General features: G+C 60.7%; 22 protein-coding genes. 17 read left to right on the plus strand and 5 right to left on the minus strand.

Features of this window, described 5'->3' with window-relative positions; genetic code table 11:
- Window positions 1–3: 3 nt before the first annotated feature.
- From LAB08_RS00710 to LAB08_RS00720, 3 genes are all read left to right on the plus strand, one after another.
- Window positions 4–1,071 (plus strand): HlyD family secretion protein, encoded by a 1,068-nt coding sequence (locus tag LAB08_RS00710; protein WP_096514001.1) that lies wholly within the window; start codon window positions 4–6, stop codon window positions 1,069–1,071.
- A complete protein-coding gene (locus tag LAB08_RS00715; protein WP_096514000.1) occupies window positions 1,068–2,639 on the plus strand; it encodes an efflux transporter outer membrane subunit in 1,572 nt (523 codons plus the stop codon). Before LAB08_RS00710 ends, LAB08_RS00715 begins: the two co-directional genes overlap by 4 nt.
- A 106-nt stretch (window positions 2,640–2,745) precedes the next feature.
- Window positions 2,746–4,329: a glycosyltransferase family 39 protein gene (locus tag LAB08_RS00720; protein ID WP_096513999.1), complete on the plus strand. Its 1,584-nt coding sequence runs from the start codon at window positions 2,746–2,748 to the stop codon at window positions 4,327–4,329.
- Between the two features lie 38 nt (window positions 4,330–4,367).
- Here LAB08_RS00720 and LAB08_RS00725 read toward each other — a convergent pair whose 3' ends face one another.
- Together LAB08_RS00725 and LAB08_RS00730 are read right to left on the minus strand one after the other, a co-directional pair.
- On the minus strand, window positions 4,368–5,126 hold the full coding sequence (locus LAB08_RS00725; RefSeq protein WP_096513998.1) for a slipin family protein: 759 nt from the start codon (window positions 5,124–5,126) through the stop codon (window positions 4,368–4,370).
- A 2-nt stretch (window positions 5,127–5,128) separates the two neighbouring features.
- On the minus strand, window positions 5,129–5,662 hold the full coding sequence (locus LAB08_RS00730) for an NfeD family protein (protein ID WP_096513997.1): 534 nt from the start codon (window positions 5,660–5,662) through the stop codon (window positions 5,129–5,131).
- 195 nt (window positions 5,663–5,857) lie between these two features.
- Here LAB08_RS00730 and LAB08_RS00735 point away from each other — a divergent pair, with 195 nt between their 5' ends.
- The 9 genes from LAB08_RS00735 to LAB08_RS00775 all read left to right on the plus strand — a co-directional run bounded on the left by LAB08_RS00735 (window position 5,858) and on the right by LAB08_RS00775 (window position 14,392).
- Window positions 5,858–6,319 carry an aminoacyl-tRNA deacylase gene (locus LAB08_RS00735; protein WP_096513996.1) on the plus strand — a complete coding sequence of 154 codons (462 nt, stop codon included), beginning with the start codon at window positions 5,858–5,860 and terminating at the stop codon, window positions 6,317–6,319.
- Window positions 6,320–6,451: 132 nt separating this feature from the next.
- Window positions 6,452–6,697, plus strand: coding sequence for a DUF2789 domain-containing protein (locus tag LAB08_RS00740; RefSeq protein WP_096513995.1), 246 nt, complete (start codon window positions 6,452–6,454; stop codon window positions 6,695–6,697).
- A 158-nt stretch (window positions 6,698–6,855) separates the two neighbouring features.
- Window positions 6,856–7,284, plus strand: a complete 429-nt coding sequence (locus tag LAB08_RS00745) for a MarR family winged helix-turn-helix transcriptional regulator (protein WP_096513994.1) — start codon at window positions 6,856–6,858, stop codon at window positions 7,282–7,284.
- Entirely contained in the window at window positions 7,281–9,353 is a 2,073-nt protein-coding gene (locus LAB08_RS00750) for an FUSC family protein (protein ID WP_096513993.1), read from the plus strand. The genes LAB08_RS00745 and LAB08_RS00750 overlap by 4 nt, the downstream gene beginning before the upstream one ends.
- Window positions 9,350–9,559 carry a DUF1656 domain-containing protein gene (locus tag LAB08_RS00755; protein WP_096513992.1) on the plus strand — a complete coding sequence of 70 codons (210 nt, stop codon included), beginning with the start codon at window positions 9,350–9,352 and terminating at the stop codon, window positions 9,557–9,559. The genes LAB08_RS00750 and LAB08_RS00755 overlap by 4 nt, the downstream gene beginning before the upstream one ends.
- Entirely contained in the window at window positions 9,556–10,443 is an 888-nt protein-coding gene (locus tag LAB08_RS00760) for an efflux RND transporter periplasmic adaptor subunit (RefSeq protein WP_096513991.1), read from the plus strand. Before LAB08_RS00755 ends, LAB08_RS00760 begins: the two co-directional genes overlap by 4 nt.
- Complete coding sequence (locus LAB08_RS00765) at window positions 10,440–11,888, plus strand: efflux transporter outer membrane subunit (RefSeq protein WP_096513990.1); 1,449 nt, start codon at window positions 10,440–10,442, stop codon at window positions 11,886–11,888. The genes LAB08_RS00760 and LAB08_RS00765 overlap by 4 nt, the downstream gene beginning before the upstream one ends.
- A gap of 92 nt (window positions 11,889–11,980) precedes the next feature.
- On the plus strand, window positions 11,981–12,616 hold the full coding sequence (locus LAB08_RS00770; protein ID WP_096513989.1) for an NADH:ubiquinone oxidoreductase subunit N: 636 nt from the start codon (window positions 11,981–11,983) through the stop codon (window positions 12,614–12,616).
- A gap of 270 nt (window positions 12,617–12,886) precedes the next feature.
- The gene (locus tag LAB08_RS00775; protein WP_096513988.1) at window positions 12,887–14,392 is read left to right on the plus strand and encodes a YdgA family protein; all 1,506 of its coding nucleotides are present in this window, start codon (window positions 12,887–12,889) and stop codon (window positions 14,390–14,392) included.
- Between the two features lie 147 nt (window positions 14,393–14,539).
- Here LAB08_RS00775 and LAB08_RS00780 read toward each other — a convergent pair whose 3' ends face one another.
- Entirely contained in the window at window positions 14,540–16,060 is a 1,521-nt protein-coding gene (locus LAB08_RS00780) for an FAD-dependent oxidoreductase (RefSeq protein WP_096513987.1), read from the minus strand.
- A gap of 139 nt (window positions 16,061–16,199) precedes the next feature.
- Between LAB08_RS00780 and LAB08_RS00785 the strand changes: the two genes are divergently transcribed.
- The 5 genes from LAB08_RS00785 (at window position 16,200) to LAB08_RS00805 (ending at window position 20,064) form a co-directional block, all read left to right on the plus strand.
- The gene (locus LAB08_RS00785) at window positions 16,200–16,763 is read left to right on the plus strand and encodes a YbhB/YbcL family Raf kinase inhibitor-like protein (protein ID WP_096513986.1); all 564 of its coding nucleotides are present in this window, start codon (window positions 16,200–16,202) and stop codon (window positions 16,761–16,763) included.
- Between the two features lie 87 nt (window positions 16,764–16,850).
- Window positions 16,851–18,560, plus strand: a complete 1,710-nt coding sequence (locus tag LAB08_RS00790) for a vWA domain-containing protein (RefSeq protein WP_096513985.1) — start codon at window positions 16,851–16,853, stop codon at window positions 18,558–18,560.
- Complete coding sequence (locus LAB08_RS00795) at window positions 18,560–19,171, plus strand: RNA polymerase sigma factor (RefSeq protein WP_096513984.1); 612 nt, start codon at window positions 18,560–18,562, stop codon at window positions 19,169–19,171. Before LAB08_RS00790 ends, LAB08_RS00795 begins: the two co-directional genes overlap by 1 nt.
- Entirely contained in the window at window positions 19,168–19,773 is a 606-nt protein-coding gene (locus tag LAB08_RS00800; protein ID WP_096513983.1) for a hypothetical protein, read from the plus strand. Before LAB08_RS00795 ends, LAB08_RS00800 begins: the two co-directional genes overlap by 4 nt.
- Window positions 19,774–19,854: 81 nt before the next feature.
- Window positions 19,855–20,064 carry a hypothetical protein gene (locus LAB08_RS00805; RefSeq protein ID WP_096515604.1) on the plus strand — a complete coding sequence of 70 codons (210 nt, stop codon included), beginning with the start codon at window positions 19,855–19,857 and terminating at the stop codon, window positions 20,062–20,064.
- Window positions 20,065–20,296: 232 nt separating this feature from the next.
- On the opposite strand, the gene LAB08_RS30230 is transcribed toward LAB08_RS00805, so the two are convergent.
- Both LAB08_RS30230 and LAB08_RS00810 read right to left on the minus strand, forming a co-directional pair.
- Window positions 20,297–20,536, minus strand: a complete 240-nt coding sequence (locus tag LAB08_RS30230) for a pyocin S6 family toxin immunity protein (protein WP_096513982.1) — start codon at window positions 20,534–20,536, stop codon at window positions 20,297–20,299.
- 14 nt (window positions 20,537–20,550) lie between these two features.
- Entirely contained in the window at window positions 20,551–20,907 is a 357-nt protein-coding gene (locus LAB08_RS00810) for a colicin E3/pyocin S6 family cytotoxin (RefSeq protein WP_096513981.1), read from the minus strand.
- Between the last annotated feature and the right edge of the window lie 211 nt (window positions 20,908–21,118).

Below are 21,118 nucleotides of genomic sequence, written 5' to 3' on the forward strand. Positions count from 1 at the left end.
TTTATGACGACTCAATCGAAGCAAAAAGTGGCCGTGGGCGTTGCCGTCGTAATCGCGGTGGGCGTGCTGATTTATGTGCTGGCGCCCGGACTGTTTGGCCAGCGCACGCAACAGAGCACCAATGATGCCTATGTTTCGGCGGACTACACGCTGGTGGTGCCGCGCGTGGCCGGGTTCATCAAGCAAGTGCTGGTGGAAGACAACCAACAGGTCAAGGCCGGGCAGTTGCTGGCGCTGATCGACGACCGCGATCTGCGCGCCGCCGCTGAAGCGGCGGCGGCCGAAGCCCTGATGGCCCAGGCGCAACTGCAAAATGCCCGGGCGACCCTCGAACGCCAGGCATCAGTGATCGCCCAGGCGCAGGCGACCGTGGTGTCGGCCAAGGCTGAAATGGCCTTCGCCGAACATGAACTCAATCGCTACGATCATCTCGCCGGGGTGGGCGCCGGCACCGTGCAGAACGCGCAACAGGCGCGCACGCGCATTGATCAGGCCAGCGCCCGGTTGACCAATGTCACGGCGGTGCTGGCGGCGGAACGCAAGCAGGTGGACATCCTCACGGCCCAGCGCGATGGGGCGGAAGGTGGCTTGAAACGGGCGCAGGCGAAGCTGGAAATTGCCAGCTATGAACTGTCCTATACACGCATCGTCGCGCCACAGGACGGCATGGTCGGCGAGCGTGCGGTGCGGGTTGGCGCCTATGTCACGCCGGGCAGCAAGCTGCTGGCGGTGGTGCCATTGGCGCAGGCTTATGTAGTGGCCAACTTTCAGGAAACCCAGTTGACCCATGTACAGCCGGGGCAGGACGTGCAAGTGCGCGTCGACACCTTTGGCGGTGCAGCACTGACCGGGCGCGTGGAGAGCATCGCACCGGCCACTGGCGTGACCTTCGCCTCGGTCAAACCGGACAACGCGACCGGTAACTTCACCAAAGTCGTGCAGCGGATTCCGGTGAAGATTGTGCTGGAGCCGGGGCAGCCACTGGCCGAGCGGTTGCGGGTGGGGATGTCGGTGGAGGCGAGGATTGATACCTCGAATACCGGCGTCGAGCATGAGGTTGCGCAGCGATGAGGATTTTTGGTGATTGGTCTGACGCTTTCGCGAGCAGGCTCGCTCCCACAATGGGTCGGTGTGATACACACAATCTCTGTTCAAAAGGCGATCCCCTGTGGGAGCGAGCCTGCTCGCGAAGAGGCCGCTCAATTCAACGGACCTTTTGTGCCTTACTGGTCATGAGCCTTTCCGCTTGCACTGTTGGCCCCGACTTCCAGAAACCCGAGGCTCAACCAGTCACCGAATGGTCAAAACCCTCAAAAGCTGTCGCCAGCCAGGCCACCGACGAGACCCTGAACGAACGCTGGTGGGAAGTGTTCAACGACCCGAAACTCTCGGCCCTGAGCCAGCGTGCCCTGACCGACAACCTCGACCTGAAACTCGCCAGTAGCCGTTTGCAGCAAAGTCGCGCCGTGCGTCAGGTGATCACCGCCGACCGCTACCCGACGACCGCCGCCACCGGGAGCTATGCACGCAAGCGCAACAGCAGCGATGGCTTGATGGACCCCTCGGGGCACAACGGCGATTCCGCGTTCAACCTGTGGGACGCCGGCTTCTCCGCATCCTGGGAGCTGGATTTCTGGGGCCGGGTGCGCCGCGAAACCGAAGCGGCCGACGCCACGCTGGAAGTCGCGGAAAACGACCGTCGTGGCGTGTTGCTGTCGGTACTGGCCGAAACCGCCCAGGACTACATTCAACTGCGTGGTGTGCAAAACACCCGGGCCGTCACCGAACAGAACCTTGAGGTCGCTCGCCACAGTTTGAAGTTGTCGCAACTGCGCCTGGCCGACGGTGTCGCGACCGACCTGGATGTCGCCGAAGCCGCCGCACAAGTCGCCGCCATCGAATCGCGCCTGCCGGCGCTGGAGCAGCGCCAGGCACAACTGATCAACGCCTTGAGCCTGCTGATGGGCGAACCGCCCCAAGCGCTGACGGCCGAGTTATCCACCGACGCGCCGGTGCCACAAACGCCGCGTCAGGTCGCCATTGGCTTGCCGTCGCAACTGGCCGAGCGCCGCCCGGACATTCGCCAGGCCGAGGCCCGCCTGCATGCTGCGACAGCCAGCATCGGCGTGGCCAAGGGGGATTTCTATCCACGCATTACGTTGTCCGGCAATGTCGGTTCGCAAGCCATGCAGTTGGGTGATTTCGGTTCGTGGGGTTCGCGTGCGTTCGGCATCGGCCCGCAATTCACCCTGCCGTTGTTCGACGGCGGGCGCTTGCGCGGTGTGTTGAACCTGCGCGAAGCCCAGCAACAGGAAGCGGCTATCGCCTACCAGCAAACCGTGTTGCGCGCCTGGCATGAAATCGATGACCAACTGAGCGCCTACAACGCCAGTCAACTGCGCCGTGACAGCCTCGCCGAAGCGGTGCGCCAGAACCGGATCGCCTTGCAAACCGCCCAACGGCAATATGTCGAGGGCGTGGTGGATTTCGTCAACGTGCTCACCGTACAAGGCGCATTGTTGGCAACCCAGGAGCAATGGGTCGAGAGTTCGACCGGTGTGTCGCTGGCAGCGGTCGGGTTGTACAAGGCGCTGGGCGGCGGATGGCAGTCGGTTTATCCGCTGACGGCGCAACGCTGAGCCGCACTGCTCACTTCATCGGATCGCTGGCCTGGGCATCGACGTCGCAATGGGCGGTAGCCTAGAGTGAGCAACATGTTTTGTCATTGCAGGTGAATAAGTGGTCATGGGGGTGGACATCAAAGAGCCGTTGGCCAGACGCCAGCAATCTCGTGCGGACCAGGGATTGCCTGGCAAAAAGGAGTGGTCACAGGCCTGGGTCGGCGGGCTGATTGTCCTGGCGGTGGCTGCCCTGACCCGGTTTTACGACCTGACCGCTGCGGCCATCTGGGGCGATGAGGGCTCGAGCCTGTTGATGAGTCGCTACGACCTGGCCGGCATTTGGGTGCATGCCGCTCATGACGTGCACCCGCCGTTGTATTTCATGCTGCTCCATGGCTGGATCGAATGGTTTGGCGACGGTATTTTTTCGATACGCAGCTTGAGTGCGTTGCCGGGAATTGCCGCGGTCATGCTGGGCATGTGGCTGGTCCGATTAATGGCCGGCCCTCGCGCGGCGCTGCTGGCCGGGCTGTTGCTGGCGCTTTTGCCCACAGCGGTGCGCTATAGTCAGGAAGTGCGGATGTACTCGTGGCTGGGCATGTGGTTGCTCGGCGCCACGATTGCACTGGTGTACTGGGTCAAACAGCCCCGCCACACGCAGGCGCTGGTGATGTATGCGCTGCTGATGACCGCCGGGTTTTACACCCACTATTTCACCGCGCTGTGCGTGATTGTCCATTGGACGTATTTGCTGGTGCTGCGCTTGCAGCCGGCTCATCCCCTGAAACTCATCGACCGCCCGGCGTGGTGGCTGACGAATGCCGCTATCGTGCTGCTGTTTGCCCCGTGGATTCCCGGCCTGGTCGATCTGATCCAGCACATGGACCAGCTCAAGGCCAACGGTGATGTGGGTTGGGAGCTGCCGGTCACGCTCAGTTCACTGCCCTCGATGGTGTGGGATTTTCTGATTCAGGACGATGGGGATAACCTGCCCCGACTGCTGTTCAGTACAGTGCCGATGCTATTGCTGGCCGTGATCCTGATGACGGTCTTTCGTGATCGCAGTCGCTATCGCTGGAGTGTCGTGCTGGCGCTCTACACGCTGTTGCCGCTGTTGCTGGTCTATGGGGTCTCGTTTATTTCGCCGGTGTTCATCGAGCGTTATCTGAACGCCTATGCGCTGGGCCTGCCACTGATCATGGCGCTGGCCATTGACCGCTTGCTCCATGGTTTTCGCATATGGGCGTTTGGGTTGTTGGCACTGTTTGTCGGCGCCGAGCTGGTCGGGCTGAAAACCAATGCCACGGTCGATGTGAATGACCAGACCAGCGTGATGGTCGAGTTCGTCAACCAGCATTACGTGGCCGGTGACCGGATCGTCATCAGCGACATGCTCTGGTGGATGCCTTATGTCTATTACAACCGCACCGATGCGCTTCCGCTGCTCTATACCCCGCCCCTGGCCAACGGTAGTTCCAGTCGCCCGAATGATTACGGTTTCGGCACCCTGGTCAATGGCGACGCGCATAGGATCTATCTCGATCACCTCAGCCAATTGCCCCGGGGAACAGGTCGCGTCTGGTTGATCAGCACGGCCGACCAGCCGGACGAATTCGCCCCGCTGCCCGATGGCTGGCAAAAAATCAGCGAGACCGAGGCGGGCAATAACCGGGCGCGGTTGTTCATTATGGGATCAGAGCCGCATTGATTGTGGGAGTGAGCCTGCTCGCTCCCACAGGGTGGCGCTTATGTTTTCGGCGACAGATCCGCCATGCCCTTGAGCAATTCGATCGGCAACGGAAAGACGATGGTTGAACTCTTGTCGCCGGCAATCGAACTCAGCGTCTGCATATAGCGCAGTTGCATGGCGCCGGGTTGGCGGCCAAGCATTTCGGCGGCTTGCATGAGTTTTTCCGACGCCTGCAATTCGCCTTCGGCGTGGATCACCTTGGCCCGGCGTTCGCGCTCCGCTTCGGCCTGTTTGGCGATGGCGCGGATCATCGATTCGTTGAGGTCCACGTGCTTGATCTCGACGTTGGCCACCTTGATGCCCCAGGCGTCAGTCTGGGCGTCGAGCACTTGCTGGATGTCGATGTTCAGCCGTTCGCGCTCGGCCAGCAGTTCATCGAGTTCGTGCTTGCCGAGCACCGCACGCAAAGTGGTTTGCGCCAATTGGCTGGTGGCCATGAGAAAGTCTTCGACCTGGATGATTGCCTTCTGTGGGTCGAGGACGCGGAAGTACAGCACGGCGTTGACCTTGACCGATACGTTGTCGCGGGTGATCACATCCTGCGCCGGCACGTCGAGGACCACGGTGCGCAGATCGACGCGGACCATTTGCTGGATCACTGGAATCAACAGGATCAGGCCCGGGCCCTTGACCTGCCAGAAGCGTCCGAGCTGGAACACCACCCCGCGCTCGTACTCGCGCAGGATGCGAAAAGTCGCTCCTGCCAAGGCGATCAGCAACAACAGGAGCGCGACAAAACCCAGCTGCAAACCCATGGCTATTCTCCAACCGATACCGCGTCAGTCGCGGCCACTTCCAGCATTAATCCCTTGCGTGCCACCACCCGGACCCGCTGCCCGATCTGCAATGGCTTGGCGCTCGACACTTGCCAGCGCTCGCCCTGCAAATGCACCCAGCCGTGACAGGTATCGCCGGCCTGTAGCGACAATACCGGCGTCACGCTGCCCAGCAGGCCGGCATCGCCGCTGACGGTATGGCGCGGTCGGGTTTTCAGGGCGCGGATCAGCAGGAAAATCAGCAGCACTGCGCTGATCAGCCCAAGGCCGATCATCAACGGCACGGGCATTTGGGCATTGGTCAGGATCACCGCGCCGATCACGAACATCACGATCCCGCCCAGGCCAATCACACCGTAATTGGGCAGGGCCGCCTCGGCGATCAGAAACGCGATGCCGAAGGTGATCAGCCACATTCCGATGGGGTCGGGAGGCGGCATTCCGACAGTGTCCGCGGCGAAGGCGCAGGTGCTCAACGCCAACAGCCATGCAATGGCAAAACAACGCGTTTTCACATGACCCTCCAGGAGAGTCGCGGGTGGTTCTGTATACAGTTTAGTTGACGCGCCGGTTGTCTGGATTTTGCTCGAATGTCGACTCTCCGATGGGCGGATTTCCCTCCTGATTGCCCCGGCGGGCCTAGACTTTCACTACGTACAAAAATGTTAATCATCGTCCGCCAGGCGTTAATGCGGACACCGAGGTGCATCATGCGTATGGCAAGAACCGTGCAGAGAAGCCTGGAAAAGGCTCAATGCGACTATGACATCCTCACCCATCCCCATTCGGCCAGCAGCCTCGAAACGGCACGGGTCGCGGGCATTCCCGCCGAACGGGTGGCAAAATCGGTCATCCTCGACGACCACCACGGGCACTACCTGATGGCCGTGCTGCCCGCCAGCCGTCACCTGGACCTGAGCAAAGTCCGTAGCAGTGGCCAATGGCAGGTCTCCCGGGAAAGCAACTTGCCGCACCTGTTCGATGATTGCGAACGCGGCGCCGTGCCTGCCCTGGGCGAAGCTTATGGACTGGATGTGGTTATCGACCCCCTGCTGACCCGGCAGAAAGACATCTATCTGGAAGCCGGCAACCACATCAACCTGCTGCACATGAACATGCCGGACTTCCTGAAAATGGTGCCCCATGCGGAAGTGCGGGAGTTGAGTGATTGAGTTTTGCAGTGCCGATGACATCGATTCGCGAGCAGGCTCGCTCCCACAGGGGATCGCGTTTCTCCTGTGGGAGCGAGCCTGCTCGCGATTGACCGCGCAGCGGTCGCCCTTAATGGTTACCAGGAGCCAGCCATGGAAAACCCAACCCACAGCCTCCCATCCCTGTTCAAACAACTCGGCCTGCCTGACGACGCCGAAAACATCGACAAATTCATCGCCACCCACTCACCGCTAAAACCCGAATTGCATCTGGCGGACGCCTTTTTCTGGAGCCCGTGCCAGGCGGAACTGTTGCGCAATGAAATTCTCGATGACGCCGATTGGGCGGAGGTGGTGGATCAGCTGGATGTACTGTTGAGGAAGGGTCGGGGAGGGTAGTCGATTAAACGCATTTGATCTTCTGCAGGAGCGAGCTTGCTACAGGCAGAAGATTTGTTTCAAAACTTGACGGAAAATCCCTTCCAATGCCATATTGATAGTTAGCAAACTAACAGTGTGTGTTTTCCCTCGTGCCGAATAATCTCGACGCTCTGCAGATGAACATCAGCAGCTCCATGGTGGTGGCCGCCCGGCATTGGCGAAAGATCTGCCAGACGACGCTGGTCAACTATGGAATATCCGAAGCCTGTGCCGTCCCGTTGCTGATGATCGGGCGTCTGGGCGATGGTGTCCGGCAGGTGGCCGTGGCGCAGGCGTCCGGGATGGAGAGTCCGTCGCTGGTGCGACTTCTGGACCAGCTGTGCCATGCCGGTCATGTCTGCCGCACTGAAGACACCCAGGACCGCCGCGCCAAATGCCTGAGCCTGACCGATACGGGTCGTATGCTGGTGCAAACGGTCGAGATGGAACTGGTGCGATTGCGCAATGAAGTGCTCGAAGGCATCGACCAGCGTGACCTGGAGGCTGCGTTGCGTGTGTTGAAAGCCTTCGAGTCGGCGGGCCAATTGCCGGTGACCTACTCTTGAACGGTTTCTTTTCCGGCATGCCCCCGGCGCGCGACTGGTTCTTCGGTGTGCGAACCTTCGCGGCGTCGATGATCGCGCTGTATATCGCCCTGCTCATGCAAATGCCGCGTCCGTACTGGGCGATGGCCACGGTGTATATCGTTTCCAACCCCTTCGTCGGCCCCACCAGTTCCAAGGCGTTGTACCGTGCGATCGGTACCTTTCTGGGCGCCGCGGCGGCGGTGTTGTTCGTGCCGATGTTTGTCCAGAGCCCTTATTTGCTGGTGCTGGTCATTGCACTCTGGACGGGGATCTTGCTGTTCCTGTCCCTGCATTTGCGCACCGCCAACAACTACGCCTTGATGCTCGCCGGTTACACCTTGCCGCTGATCGCCTTGCCGGTGGTGGATAACCCGCTGGCGGTGTGGGACATCGCCGAGTCGCGCACCGAGGAAATCTTCCTCGGCATCGCCGTCGCGGCGGTGGTCGGCGCGATGTTCTGGCCCCGGCGGCTGGCCCCCGTGTTCAACGATTCGGTGAGCAAATGGTTTGCCGATGCGTCGACGTACAGCCAGCGGTTTCTCAGCCGCAATGTGCAACCGGATGAAGTCAGTGGCTTGCGCGCGTCGATGGTCGCGACCTTCAACAGCCTGGAATTGATGATCGGCCAGTTGCCCCACGAGGGCTCGCGACCGCAAACCGTGCGTAATACCAAGGAACTGCGCGGGCGCATGATTCACTTGCTGCCCGTCATCGATGCCCTCGACGATGCGCTTTACGCCCTCGAACGGCGCACTCCCGAGCTTGTGGACAAATTCGCGCCACTGCTCGGCGCCACCACCGAATGGCTGCAGCATAAAGACGCCGACATTGGCCGATGGCAGGCGTTGAAGGATCAGCTCGAAGCCCTGCAGCCCAGTGCCGAGGCGCTGGAGGATCGCAAGCAGCTGCTTTTCTCCAACGCCCTCTATCGTCTGGGCGAATGGATCGATCTGTGGCAAGACTGTCGCAGTCTGCAAATCGCCATCCAGTGCGAAAACCAGGCCAGCTGGCGCGCGGTGTATCGCCATTGGCGGCTGGGGCGGCTGACGCCGTTTCTGGATCGTGGCCTGATGCTTTATTCGGCGGCGTCCACCGTGACCGCGATCATTGTCGCGTCGGTGCTGTGGATTCTGCTTGGCTGGACCAACGGCGGCAGCGCGGTAATTCTGGCCGCCGTTGCGTGCAGCTTCTTCGCCTCGATGGACGACCCGGCACCGCAGATTTACCGGTTCTTTTTCTGGACGGCGATGTCGGTGCTGTTCGCCAGCCTTTACCTGTTTCTGGTGCTGCCTAACCTGCATGATTTCCCGATGCTGGTGCTGGCGTTTGCCGTGCCGTTCATTTGCGCCGGCACCCTGACGGTCAAGCCGCAGTTTTACCTGGGCATGCTGCTGACCTTGGTCAACACCTCGTCCTTCATCAGTATTCAGGGCGCCTACGACGCGGATTTCCTCAGTTTCGCCAACTCCAACCTGGCCGGTCCCATCGGCTTGCTGTTTGCGTTCATCTGGACCCTGGTTGCCCGGCCATTCGGCGCCGAACTGGCAGCCAAGCGCCTGACCCGTTTCAGCTGGCGCGACATTGTCAGCCTCACTGAGCCTGCGACGCTGGCCGAGCACCGGCAGCTGGGTGTGCAGGTGCTGGATCGCTTGATGCAGCATTTGCCTCGCCTGGCCATGACCGGCCAGGACACCGGCATCGCCCTGCGAGAAGTGCGTGTGGCGCTGAATCTGCTGGACGTGCTCGCCTATACGCCACGGGTTCACGGCGTACCGCAGGCACTGTTGCGGCAGGTGGTGGCGGAGGTCGGCGAATACTTCAAGGCGTGCCTGAAGGCCGGCGAACGCCTGCCGGCGCCGAGCCCGCTGCTGATGACCATGGATCGCACCCGCCGCGCCCTTGCAGGTGCGGGTGACGATGAAACCCGTCTGCATCTGCTGCACGCCTTGAGCGGCCTGCGCCTGGCGTTGTTGCCCGGTGTTGAATTTGTCGGTTCCGTCGAGCTCGAAGAACCGCTTCCCCATGGCATCGATGGAGCGCCTTTATGATCGGTGATCTGGATATCGGCGGGGTGTTCCTGCCTACGCTGCTGGTGCTGATGGGCATTACGTATGTGTTGTACCTGCTGGTGCACGGGGTGCTGACGCGCTTGCACTTTTACCGTCTGGTCTGGCACCGGGCATTGTTTAACGTGGCTCTCTACGCCTTGCTGCTTGGCGTCGTGAATTCACTCAGTCGATACCTGATGACATGAAAAAACCCTTTTTGACCATTGGCCGTGTGGTCCTGACCCTGTTGATCGTGACCTTCGCGGTCGTCGTGGTCTGGCGCATGGTGATGTATTACATGTTCGCCCCCTGGACCCGCGACGGGCACATCCGTGCCGACATCGTGCAAATCGCCCCGGACGTGTCCGGGCTGATCCAGCAGGTGGAAGTGCGCGATAACCAGTTGGTCAAGCGCGGGCAAGTGCTGTTCAGCATTGACCCGGATCGATTCAAACTGGCCTTGCGTCAGGCGAAAGCGGCGGTGGCCGACCGCGAGGAAACCCTCGCCCAGGCCCAGCGCGAAGCCAAGCGCAACAAGGGCCTCGGCAATCTGGTGCCGGGCGAACAGCTGGAAGAAAGCCAGTCCAAGGTAGCCCGCGCCCAAGTGGCGTTGATGGAAGCCCAGGTGGCCGTCGACAGTGCTCAGCTGAACCTCGACCGCTCGGTGATCCGCAGCCCGGTGGACGGCTACGTCAACGACCGCGCGCCGCGTACCCAGGAGTTCGTCAGCGCCGGCCGGCCGGTGCTGTCGGTGGTCGACAGCAATTCCTTTCACATCGATGGCTATTTCGAAGAAACCAAACTGGACGGTATTCAGGTTGGCCAAAGCGTCGATATTCGTGTGATTGGCGACCGCGCGCGGCTGCGTGGCCACGTGGAAAGCATCGTCGCCGGTATCGAAGACCGGGATCGCACCAGCGGCAACAACCTGTTGCCCAACGTCAACCCGGCGTTCAGTTGGGTGCGGCTGGCCCAGCGGATTCCGGTGCGGATCGCTTTCGATGACGTACCGGCGGACTTCCGCATGATCGCCGGGCGTACGGCCACCGTGTCGATCATTGACGACCAGAAACGGGAGCCAGCGCAATGAACAAGGCCTCGGGTTTGATGGTTGCCGGTTTGGGCTTGCTGCTGTCGGCGTGTCAGGTGGTCGGGCCGGATTATCACCTGCCGGACGAGGCCGCGATCCACCGTGAAGACTTGCAGGGCAAACTGGCGGTCGATGGCAAGCCTGTGGTTTCGGACCCGGTGCCTGCCGATTGGTGGCGTCTGTATCGGGATCCGCGACTTGACCAGATGATCCAGCAGGCCATGGCGTCCAATACCGATTTGCGCGTGGCAGCGGCCAACCTGCAACGGTCCCGCGCCCAGGTCGACGAGGCCGAGGCGGCAGGTGGGTGGAGCGGTGGCGTGAAGATGGGCGCCCAGCGTTTGCAGGAGTCCGGTGAAGCGTTCTTGCTGCCGGAGAAGGTGCCGGTGGCCAACATCGGTGAAATCGCCATCAGCGCGTCGTACCAATTCGATCTGTTCGGCAAGCTGCAGCGCGGCATCGAAGCGGCCAAGGCCAGTGCCGATGCGACCCAAGCCGCCGCCGACACAGCACGCATTACCGTGGTGGCCGATGTGGTGCGCGCCTACACCCAAGTGTGCGCGGCCAACGAAGAGCGGGAAATCGCCCAGCATTCCCTGGATCTGCAAGCCCAGAGCACCACATTGATCCAGCGTTTGCGCGACGCCGGGCGTGGCGATGAAACCCAGGTCACCCGCTCGCAAACCCAATTCAAATCCTTGCGCGCCGACATGCCGCGTTATGAAGCGGAGCGCCAGGCCGGGCTGTTCCGCCTGTCGATGTTGTTGGCTAAACCGGTGGATCAATTGCCGGCTGGGACCGATAGCTGCGCCGAACTGCCGAAAATCGCCCAATTGGTGCCGGTGGGCGATGGCGCTGCGCTGCTCAAACGCCGTCCCGATGTACGGCAAGCGGAGCGCCGATTGGCGGCTTCGACCGCGACGATCGGCATCGCCACGGCTCAGTTGTACCCGGACGTCAGCATCGGTGCGACGGTCGGCACCGTGGGTATTCTGGAGAACCTCGGTGAGCCCTCCACCAACCGTTGGGGCTTCGGGCCTTCGCTGACCTGGACCGTGCCGACCAACGGCGCCCGCGCGCGAATCCGCGAAACCGAAGCGGCCACTCAAGGTGCCCTGGCGCAGTTCGACGGTGTGGTGCTCAATGCGATCCGCGAAACCCAGACGAGCCTTGCCCAGTATTCCGCTTTGTTGCAACGCCGTGACGCCCTGGCGGACGCCGAGCAATCGGCGAAACTGGCCGCCGACCAGACTCACCGTTTCTTTCAGGCCGGTCGCGCCTCGTTCCTCGCCGACTTGCAAGCCACCCGAACCTACACCGATGTCCGCGCGCAACTGGCTGCTGCCAATACCCAGGTGGCCGCTGGTCAGATCAATCTGTTCCTGGCATTGGGTGGCGGTTGGGAAAGCGGACGAACGCAAGCGTCGAACTCCGGCAAACCCTGAGGCCGTTGCTATGCTTTGAAGTGTTGAAAGGGCGTTCGTGAAAAACGCCCCTGCTTCGTACAAGGCTTGCGCAGGTCATGGGGAAACCAATAATGAAAAACCCTTATGCTCTCGGCTTCTGGTGTGCCGTCGTGGCGTTGGTGCTGCTCACGGCGACGTATTTCTACGGCATCATGCTGGCCCATCAGATCGACAAGGCGCTGGTGTTTCTCGACAGTGCCGTCGCGCTGATTGCCGCCATGTCCATCGCGGTGGTGGCCTGGGCGTCGGTCCAGACTCAGCGGATCAAGAAAAGACAACTCGAACAAGGCAAGACCCTGGTGCTGATCTGGGACACCAAGGTCGCGCTGCGCCGTGTCGAAACGGTGTTCGACCGCTATTTCTGGGGCAGTTACTGGCAACCGGGGCGTACGTTCCAGGAGGTCATGGGCGAACTCACCGGCACGCCGCTGGAAAAAAGCCTCGAAACCCTGAAGAAGCAATGCCTGGAGCTGGACAGGCAAGTGGCGGACGACGGCCGGCACTGGCTCAACAATGCCCGGGAACTGGCTGATGTTGCCACCGCCATGGCCCGCGAACGCTATCAGCTGGACTTCTGCGACCCCCGTGGGGAAGTGACGGGCGGTGCGGTGATCAACCGGGATTTTGAAGTGCTGGTGTACACCTGGACCGCGCGGCTGAAAACCTTTGATCATCAGCTGGATGAGATCGAAGTGCAGTATTCCTGATTCTGTGTTGGCAGGACTGACGCCATCGCTGGCAAGCCAGCTCCCACAGGTTTGGGTGATCCCTGTGGGAGCTGGCTTGCCAGCGATGGCGATCTCATGAACGCCAAAACCCTCACCCGCCTATGACACTCTTTCACCTTTAATCATTGGGCCGCCCCGCGCGCCGGGTGCTAATCTGCACCCCACTTCGAGCGCAGTCGTGACCGCCACCCGTCATGGGTTCAGGGAAGACGACCACACCTTCAACAACGGACATTGATCGGGTCATTCATGAATAAATCAGCAGGCGTGCTTCTGGGCATTGTTGTCGCCATTGGCGCAATCAGCGTCGGCGGGGCGTGGTACACCGGCACCAAAATCGAAAGCGTGCTGAACACCTCCCTGGTCGACGTCAATCAGCAATTGCAGGCCGCGCTGGTCGGGCATAAAGGCACGGCGACGGTAGAACTGGTGTCGCTGGAGCGCCACGTATTCAGCAGCACCGCGCACTATCGCCTCAAGGCTGAAGGGGAAATGTTCGGCGAGGCGCCGGTCGAGCTGCTGTTCGTCGATCGCCTCGAACATGGGCCGCTGCCGTTCTCGCGCCTGGTGTCGCTGAAGTGGTTGCCGGTCTTGGTCACCAGTCATTACGAGCTGGAAAAAACCCCGGCCACGGAAAAATGGTTCGCCGCCGCCCAGGCTGCTTCGCCGCTTAAAGGCGTGGTGAACATCGGCTACGACAACTCCACCAAAGGCTCGCTGGAATTGCTGCCGCTGGAAACGGCGCTGGATGACAAGTCCAGCATGAAATTTTCCGGTCTGAAGATTGACGTTGCGGCCTCTGCCCAGGCGCAGAAGGTCAAGGCCGACGGTTATATGGACAGTCTGAAACTGACCACCGTTGCCGAAGACCAGACTCCGGTGCAGGTCGAGTTGAGTGGCCTGACCCTGGCCAGCAACCTGAGCAAAAGTACCTACGGTTACTACACCGGCGAGAACACCGTCGTGCTGAGCAACAGCAAGACCACCTTCGGCCCGAAACAGTCGGTACTGGGCTTCAAGAATTTCGAAATGAAGAACCAGACTTCGGAATCAGGCACCAACGCATCGGGACGCGCCGATTACAAGATTGGCGAAGTGTCCCTGAACGGCAAGGCTGTCGGTTCTGCGCAGATGGCCTTGAGCCTGAAGAACCTCGACATTCCTTCCGCCATGGCGTTGATGCAGATTTACCAGACCCGACTGCAACCGTATGAACAGGCCGTTGCCGAGGCGACCGCGGCGGGCCAACCGGCACCGGAGCTTCAACTGACCGAAGCCGAAGAGGCGCAGCTCAAGACCCAACTGGAGCAATTGCTCGCGGCCGGTCCGCAGGTAGCGCTGGAGAACCTGTCGTTCAACACCACCAATGGCGAAAGCCGCGCCAACCTGGTACTCGACCTGACCAAGCCGCAAGCGATCGACCTGCCGGCCGATCAACTGGTCCGGCAGTTGATTGCGTTACTGGATTTCAATCTGCAAGTGTCCAAACCGATGATCATTGACGTGCTCACCGTGCAGTCGCAAATCGACGGACAGACCGACGCCAAACTGATCGCCGATCAGGCCAGCGCTACGGCCGACATGTTCAGCAGCATGGCCGTCGGTTCGCAGTTGGCCAAACTGGAGGGCAACAATATCGTCAGCAAATTGCACTACGCCAACAACCAGGTGGAGTTCAACGGCCAGAAAATGACCGTCGAAGAATTTGTCGGGTTCCTGATGAGCAAGTTTGGCGGCACTGGCGAAGTCCAGTAAAAGCCGAGCCGCTCAAAGCCCTGTAGGAGCTGGCTTGTCGGATCGCCGCAGCGCAGCGAAAGCGGTGGATCAGTCGACACATTTATCGTCTGAAAGAATGCTTTCGCTGGCGAGCCAGCTCCTACAGGGGCGGCGTCGTGTCGCGTTTCATCCGCGAATCAAGCGCCACGCCTCATCCACCGGCAGCGGCTGTTTCATCCGTTCGGCGAGCATCGCCATGGTCTGCTCTTCATCGCAGGCCACGGCGGCCGTCACCACGCCGTTTTTGCCGAACAACCCGATAAAGGGCGGGTTGAAAGGATCACCCTTGAATTCGACTTCGTCCCACGCCTGGGCGTAGCCGAGGTAGTCGTAGTTTTTGCCGAAGTGCCAGGTCCAGAAATACGGTACGTCCAGATAGTGCTCGTCGCCACCGAGCATGTTCGCCGCGGCGATCCGCGCCTGTTGCTGGGCCAGGCGCCAGTGTTCGATGCGCAGGGGCTGGCCGTTGAGCGGGAAGGTGGCGATATCACCGGCCGCCCAGAGGCCGTCGGTCACGCGCATGCCGCCATCAACCCGCAGCGAGTGATCTTTTTCCTTCGGCAGGTCGGTGAACGCTTTGGTCGCCGGGCTCACGCCAATGCCGACCAGCACCAGATCCGCCGGTAACCGTTTGCCATTGTCCAGGTGCACGGCTTCGACCTTGTCCGTTCCTTCGATCTGCGAGGCTTCACCCTGGATATACACCACGCCATTGGCCTGATGAAGTGCAAGGATCGCCTTGCCGACGGTTTCGCCGAACTGCCTGGCGAACGGCACCGGCTGACGGGCCAGCACGGTAACGTCGAGGCCGTATTGGCGCAGGGACGAAGCGGATTCCATGGCGATGAAGCTGTCGCCGATGATCACCGCCCGCTGGCCGGGCTTGGCGCCTTCGAGGATCTGCCGGGCATGATCCCTTGAGCGTAAAACAAACACGTGCGGCAGGTCGGCACCGGGCAGGGCCAGGGGTTTGGGCGTGCCGCCGGTTGCCAGCAGCGCGGCGTCATAATCGAGCGATTGTCCGTCGCTCAATTGCAGTGTCTGGTTTTCGGCATCCAGGCTCGTCACTTCAGCGGTGATCCGCTCAATGCGTTGCTCTTTATAAAAGTCTTCATCGCGCAGGGGTGGGACGTCGTCCGGCGGCGTCTCCCCGGAAATCACAAATTTACTCAATACCGTACGGTCGTAACCGGCACCGGTTTCCCGGTCGATCAACAGCACCCGCCCGCCGAAGCCTTTTTCCCGCAGTGCCGCCGCCGCTGCCGTGCCGGCGGCGCCGGCACCGATAATCACGAAGGTACGCTCGTCATCGGCCGGCGGCGTGTGGGCATCCGCCAGTGGTTGATCGTCTACCCAGACCTCGCCGTCACGCACTTCGAGCGGGTAGCGCTTGAGGCTGTCGAGGGCTGGCGGTTCACACAATCCGCCGTCTTCGATGCGAAACTGAGCCTTGTGCCACGGGCAGGTCAGGCGTCCATGGCAAAGCGCGCCCTCGGCCAGCGGCGCCCCGGCGTGAGGGCATTCGCCTTGATAGGCACGCAATTGATCGCCGACTTTCAGCAGAAGGATTTTGCTGTCCTCGATCTTGACTTCAAGGCCGCGGTTTTCGGGGACATCGGCGAAACGGGCGACGCGATGCAGGGTCATGATCGCTCTCCAGGCAGGCGTTTCACTTAAGAGTTTGGCCCTATTCTTGAGGTTCAGCCAAATCCCACTGCCACGGCGCGAACGGTCCAGCTATAGTTTGCACGCCGACGACGGCCCCACCCGCTTAAGGTGCTCCGGTATGACCCGATTGACCTCTCTGAACCCTTGGCTGGCGGCAGTAGCAGTCGCCCTTTGCGTGCAATTTCCGGCGCAGGCGGCCCAGGAACGTTTCACCCTGAACATCCCAGGCGTATCGGATGACCGTTTGTTCACTTCGGCCGCCGCCAGCGATGCCCAGGGTTGCGGCGGGAAAAATCTTTCGCCGGCGTTGAGCTGGAACAGCGGCCCGACCGGCACGCTGAGCTACGCCATCGTCATGCACGACCCGGATGGTCAGAAAGGGCAGGGCAGCGATCACTGGATTCATTACGGCATCAAGGCCGCCACCCGCCAGATTCCGGCCGGTGTCGGCGCCAAATCCGCGCTCGAAGGCGTGGGCGGCACCAACAGCAAAGGCACCACGGGTTATGTCGGTCCTTGCCCACCGGTTGGCGACAGTGCACACCATTACATCATCCAGATCTACGCCCTGGACCTGGCCCCGGATGCCTTGCCCGCCGGCCTGACCCGCGCGCAGCTGCTGGAAAAAATCAAAGGCCATGTGCTGAGAAACAGCAGCGTGGTGCGGCGTTATCACCGCTGAAAGATTTTTCGCGCGGGTTAACCCGAAGCATTTGGGCTGTCCGTCTCAGAGGATGAATGGATCAACTTCCTCCTGAGGTCAGCCCCCATGCTCCTTCCCCTGCATTTTCTCCGCCCGGCCGTCCAGGGGTTCGCCACTGGGCTGCTGCTGGCAATAGCCGGTTGCGGTGTTTCGTCCAAACCCGAGTCCGCGGCGGTACCGCCACCGGCCCAGTCTGAGCTGAAAACCGAAGTGCTCGTGCATCACGAAGCTGTCATGGCAGACGGTACAGTGGCCAAGCGCAGTGCGAGCGGGGCACCCTTGACCAGTTTCGCGCCGATGCCAGCCGTTGAATCTTATCCACAGGGCTATCGCGACGAACAACGTGAGCAATACCAGGCCCTGGCTGACAACCCGATCCACAGCGTCGCCGAAGCACCGGTCTCGACCTTCAGCGCCGACGTCGATACCGGCGCCTACGCCAATGTCCGCCGTTTGCTCAACCAGGGGCGCCTGCCTCCGGAAGGCGCGGTGCGACTGGAGGAAATGGTTAATTACTTCCCTTACGACTACGCCTTGCCCGCGGATGGCTCGCCCTTCGGCGTGACCACCGAACTGGCGGCGTCGCCATGGAACCCGCATACCCGCTTGCTGCGCATCGGCATCAAGGCGTCGGACCGTGCAGTGGCGGAGCTGGCCCCGGCGAACCTGGTGTTTCTGGTGGACGTGTCAGGCTCCATGGACCGCCGCGAGGGTCTGCCGCTGGTCAAAAGCACGCTGAAATTGCTGGTCGATCAACTGCGCGAACAGGATCGGGTGTCACTGGTGGTCTATGCCGGCGAATCCCGTGTGGTGCTGGAGCCCACTTCCGGACGGGAAAAAGCGAAGATTCGTACCGCCATCGACCAATTGACCGCGGGCGGCTCCACCGCCGGAGCCTCGGGCATTGAGCTGGCTTATCAAATGGCGCAGCAGGCGTTCATCCCCAAAGGCATCAACCGCGTCCTGCTGGCCACCGACGGAGACTTCAACGTTGGCATCAGCGACTTCGACAGCCTCAAGCAAATGGCTGTGGATAAGCGCAAGACCGGCGTATCCCTGACCACCCTGGGTTTTGGTGTGGATAACTACAATGAACACCTGATGGAACAACTGGCCGACGCCGGCGATGGTAACTATGCCTACATCGATAACCTGCGCGAGGCGCGCAAGGTGCTGGTGGATCAACTGGGCTCGACGCTGACGGTGGTGGCGAAAAACGTGAAACTGCAGGTGGAGTTCAACCCGGCGCAGGTCAGTGAATATCGACTGCTGGGCTATGAAAACCGCGCGTTGAAGCGTGAGGATTTCAGCAATGACAAAGTCGATGCCGGTGAAATCGGAGCAGGGCATACGGTAACGGCGCTGTACGAAATTGTCCCCACGGGCGAGAAGGGCTGGCTGGAGCCGCTGCGCTATGGTCAACCGGGTGCGGCAGTTGCCGGCAAGATTGGGGAGTTGGCGATGCTGCGTGTGCGTTACCAGCTACCGGAAGGTGGGAAGAGTCGCCTGATCGAACGACCCATCACCGATAGCGTGAAACCCGCCAGTGACGATCTGCGCTTTGCCGCTGCCGTCGCCGCGTTTTCCCAACAGCTCAAGGATGGTCGCTACACCGGCGAATTCAGCCTCAAAGACACAGAAGCGCTGGCCCGTGAGGCACGAGGCGATGACCGCTTCGGCCTGCGTAGCGAGTTCGTGCAGTTGGTGGAGCTGGCGCAGAGCCTGCGCAGCACCACGGCATCGAATCCAACCGCCACTGACCGACGGATTGAATAGTGAGCCGACTCAAAGGGTTCATCAGCCAGCTGTTTGCACCTGCGAACAGCGTTGAGGCCAGCAGCGACGAATCGTTGCTGGCCCGCTATCGCGAGGGCGACGGCGCGGCGTTCGAGATTCTGTACGCACGCCACCGTCAGGGGTTGTACCGGTTTCTGCTGGGGCTCAGCGGCAGCGCGGAGCGGGCCGAGGAGGTGTATCAGGAAACCTGGTTGAGCCTGATCCGCAGTGGCAGCCAGCCACAAGGTCGGGCGACTTTTCGTACGTGGTTGTACCAGATTGCCCGCAACCGCTTGATCGATCACTGGCGCAAGCACGGTGTCCATCAGCCATTGCATGACAGTTATGACGAGCAGACTCATTCGGTGTCCGATGAATCATCCGATCCAGAACAACTGCTGAGCCTGAGCCGCGACAGCCAGCGCCTCGAAGCCGCCTTGCAAGCGTTGCCCGCCGACCAGCGCGAAGTGTTCCTGCTGCGCGCCTACAGCGATCTCGACCTGCCGCAGATCGCCACCCTCACCGAAACACCGCTGGAAACCGTCAAGAGCCGCTTGCGTTACGCCCAGCAAAAACTGCGTCGGCTGCTGGCCGAGGAGGTACTGACATGACTGACGCCCGCCCGACACCCGAAGAGCAAGTGCTCGAACACTACCGTGAACACACAAGTGGCGAACCACCGGCGCATCTGGACGCTTTCATCCTGGCCTCCGCGCAGCGCGAAGTACCCGCACCGAAGCCAACCCTGTGGCAACGCTGGGTTCGCGCCTGCCAGAAACCCCGCTGGCAAGTGGCATTCGCCAGCCTCGTCGGCGTCGCGTTGATGCTGGCGTTGGTACAACGTTCACCCGAACAAGTGCCGAGTTACGACTTCGCGCCTGCGCCCAAAGCCACCGCTCCGGTCGTCAAAAAAGAAGCCGAGCCGACAGCTGCCCGCTCACTCTCCGCCCCGGCCGGCGCAATGCCTGCACCCATGGCGGAATTGGCAGCCCCTGCTCAAAGCGAATCCTTCAGCGCCGACATGGCGGACGAAGCCAAAGTCAGCAAGCGCGCAGCGGCACCGGTGAAATCGCTGGACGAGCAGCTACGCGAAGTCCTGCGCCTGCAAAAATCCGGACAGACGCAAGCCGCTGACAAGCTGCTGGCAGACCTGCACAAACGCTTCCCCAACGAAAACCTCACCACCCGACTCAAGGCCCTGCAAAAAAACTGACCTGCCCAACCCCCGGCGATTTGGCATCCGCGTCCGAAAGCGCGCACTATCAAGCCATCGCCGATGGGGTTGGAGGAAACCGTGGCAAAAAAAATCGACCGCATCGCCCAAATGCTCAACTGCCCGGAAAAGGGCGAGGAACTTCGGCGCGCGATTACTGAGAGTCGTAAGGATTTTCTGCTGAATCGGCCGGAAGAAGGTGAGGTTGAGGAAGAGGACGTTCTTGACGAGGAAGAGTTCGAGGACGACGAGGATGATGAGTACGACGAGTTTGATTGGACGACGGAATGACAAAAAAGCCGCTTTGGCGGTTTTTTTATTAGCCCGTCATTCTGACTACCCTGAAATATAGATCGTGTTAACGAGATATCCTCAATCCCTATAATCGCCTACAACACGGCCCCTGCCGGTTGATGCGCCTCGGTGCTGAGACTGCTCAGGGGTTTTTTATTGCCTGAATTTTTCTGCTTACCAATTCAGCGGCGACCTGTTCTGGTGTGCTGTTACGGGCCCAACTGGCTAGCTAGGCTTCTAGCCCGATGAATAGATCCAGGTCGCTGGGTAACTGCTCGTTAATCGCGGTCGCAATCCGCTGACATTGGTCGCCTGTAAGCAGCCATTCGCCGTCAGGGCTTTCTGTAAGGCTTGGCCACCCCAGCACTTCTAGCACCGCTGGCTCAAACTGCGACGGTACGTCTAGTTCATATTTCAGCGAAGAATCATCGCTGTCGCCCGATAAAAAACCTGTGATGCATAGGTGCATGATTTTCCCCTAAATTACTTTGGAGTTGTTCTGCCAGGCTCGGCGTCCTTGGTCCGCTCTCCTGTGTCAGGGTTGAATTCTCCCAGATGCTTTCCTTGTTTGTCGTATAGCTCAACCCTGCCATTTTCAGAGTCCCACTCATAAATACGGCCTTTACGATCTTTCCAGCGTCTACGCAGACCGCCCCCGCCCTTTACAGAACTCTTTGACTTGTCTTTCACTGCATCTGGGAAAGCTGTCAGCCCTTTGGGAGCTGGGTGATAGTTGTGATCGCCGCCAATAGGCTGGGCAAACACCACATACATCGACTTCAGCCGACATTCCTTATCAAACGCATGGCGTTCCCTTTGGTTAACTCCTCGGGGAGGCATTCTGGAGAGCGTGAAGCGCGCCGGGCAAAAAAGAGTTTTGCGGCATTTGTCCGAATCGGAGGGCGGTTTTATCCGGGGATTCTTCCGCGTCTAGAAAAACGAACAAAGATGTTCAGTATTCTATTCATCGGTCGATACAGCTCGTGCCAATCAACAATAACGCCTTCGTGGACACGACCCGTTATGAATAAAAACCTCCGATTCAGCCACA

This window comes from Pseudomonas izuensis (genome assembly GCF_002356535.2).
GTDB lineage: Bacteria > Pseudomonadota > Gammaproteobacteria > Pseudomonadales > Pseudomonadaceae > Aquipseudomonas > Aquipseudomonas izuensis.

Coding starts and splice junctions, on each gene's coding strand:
- LAB08_RS00770 (WP_096513989.1), top strand. CDS start 11,981: ATGAAAAACCCTTATGCTCTCGGCTTCTGGTGTGCCGTCGTGGCGTTG.
- LAB08_RS00735 (WP_096513996.1), top strand. CDS start 5,858: ATGCGTATGGCAAGAACCGTGCAGAGAAGCCTGGAAAAGGCTCAATGC.
- LAB08_RS00765 (WP_096513990.1), top strand. CDS start 10,440: ATGAACAAGGCCTCGGGTTTGATGGTTGCCGGTTTGGGCTTGCTGCTG.
- LAB08_RS00740 (WP_096513995.1), top strand. CDS start 6,452: ATGGAAAACCCAACCCACAGCCTCCCATCCCTGTTCAAACAACTCGGC.
- LAB08_RS00720 (WP_096513999.1), top strand. CDS start 2,746: ATGGGGGTGGACATCAAAGAGCCGTTGGCCAGACGCCAGCAATCTCGT.
- LAB08_RS00760 (WP_096513991.1), top strand. CDS start 9,556: ATGAAAAAACCCTTTTTGACCATTGGCCGTGTGGTCCTGACCCTGTTG.
- LAB08_RS00710 (WP_096514001.1), top strand. CDS start 4: ATGACGACTCAATCGAAGCAAAAAGTGGCCGTGGGCGTTGCCGTCGTA.
- LAB08_RS00810 (WP_096513981.1), bottom strand. CDS start 20,907: ATGCCTCCCCGAGGAGTTAACCAAAGGGAACGCCATGCGTTTGATAAG.
- LAB08_RS00790 (WP_096513985.1), top strand. CDS start 16,851: ATGCTCCTTCCCCTGCATTTTCTCCGCCCGGCCGTCCAGGGGTTCGCC.
- LAB08_RS00745 (WP_096513994.1), top strand. CDS start 6,856: ATGAACATCAGCAGCTCCATGGTGGTGGCCGCCCGGCATTGGCGAAAG.
- LAB08_RS00725 (WP_096513998.1), bottom strand. CDS start 5,126: ATGGGTTTGCAGCTGGGTTTTGTCGCGCTCCTGTTGTTGCTGATCGCC.
- LAB08_RS00755 (WP_096513992.1), top strand. CDS start 9,350: ATGATCGGTGATCTGGATATCGGCGGGGTGTTCCTGCCTACGCTGCTG.
- LAB08_RS00715 (WP_096514000.1), top strand. CDS start 1,068: ATGAGGATTTTTGGTGATTGGTCTGACGCTTTCGCGAGCAGGCTCGCT.
- LAB08_RS00785 (WP_096513986.1), top strand. CDS start 16,200: ATGACCCGATTGACCTCTCTGAACCCTTGGCTGGCGGCAGTAGCAGTC.
- LAB08_RS00800 (WP_096513983.1), top strand. CDS start 19,168: ATGACTGACGCCCGCCCGACACCCGAAGAGCAAGTGCTCGAACACTAC.
- LAB08_RS00780 (WP_096513987.1), bottom strand. CDS start 16,060: ATGACCCTGCATCGCGTCGCCCGTTTCGCCGATGTCCCCGAAAACCGC.
- LAB08_RS30230 (WP_096513982.1), bottom strand. CDS start 20,536: ATGCACCTATGCATCACAGGTTTTTTATCGGGCGACAGCGATGATTCT.
- LAB08_RS00775 (WP_096513988.1), top strand. CDS start 12,887: ATGAATAAATCAGCAGGCGTGCTTCTGGGCATTGTTGTCGCCATTGGC.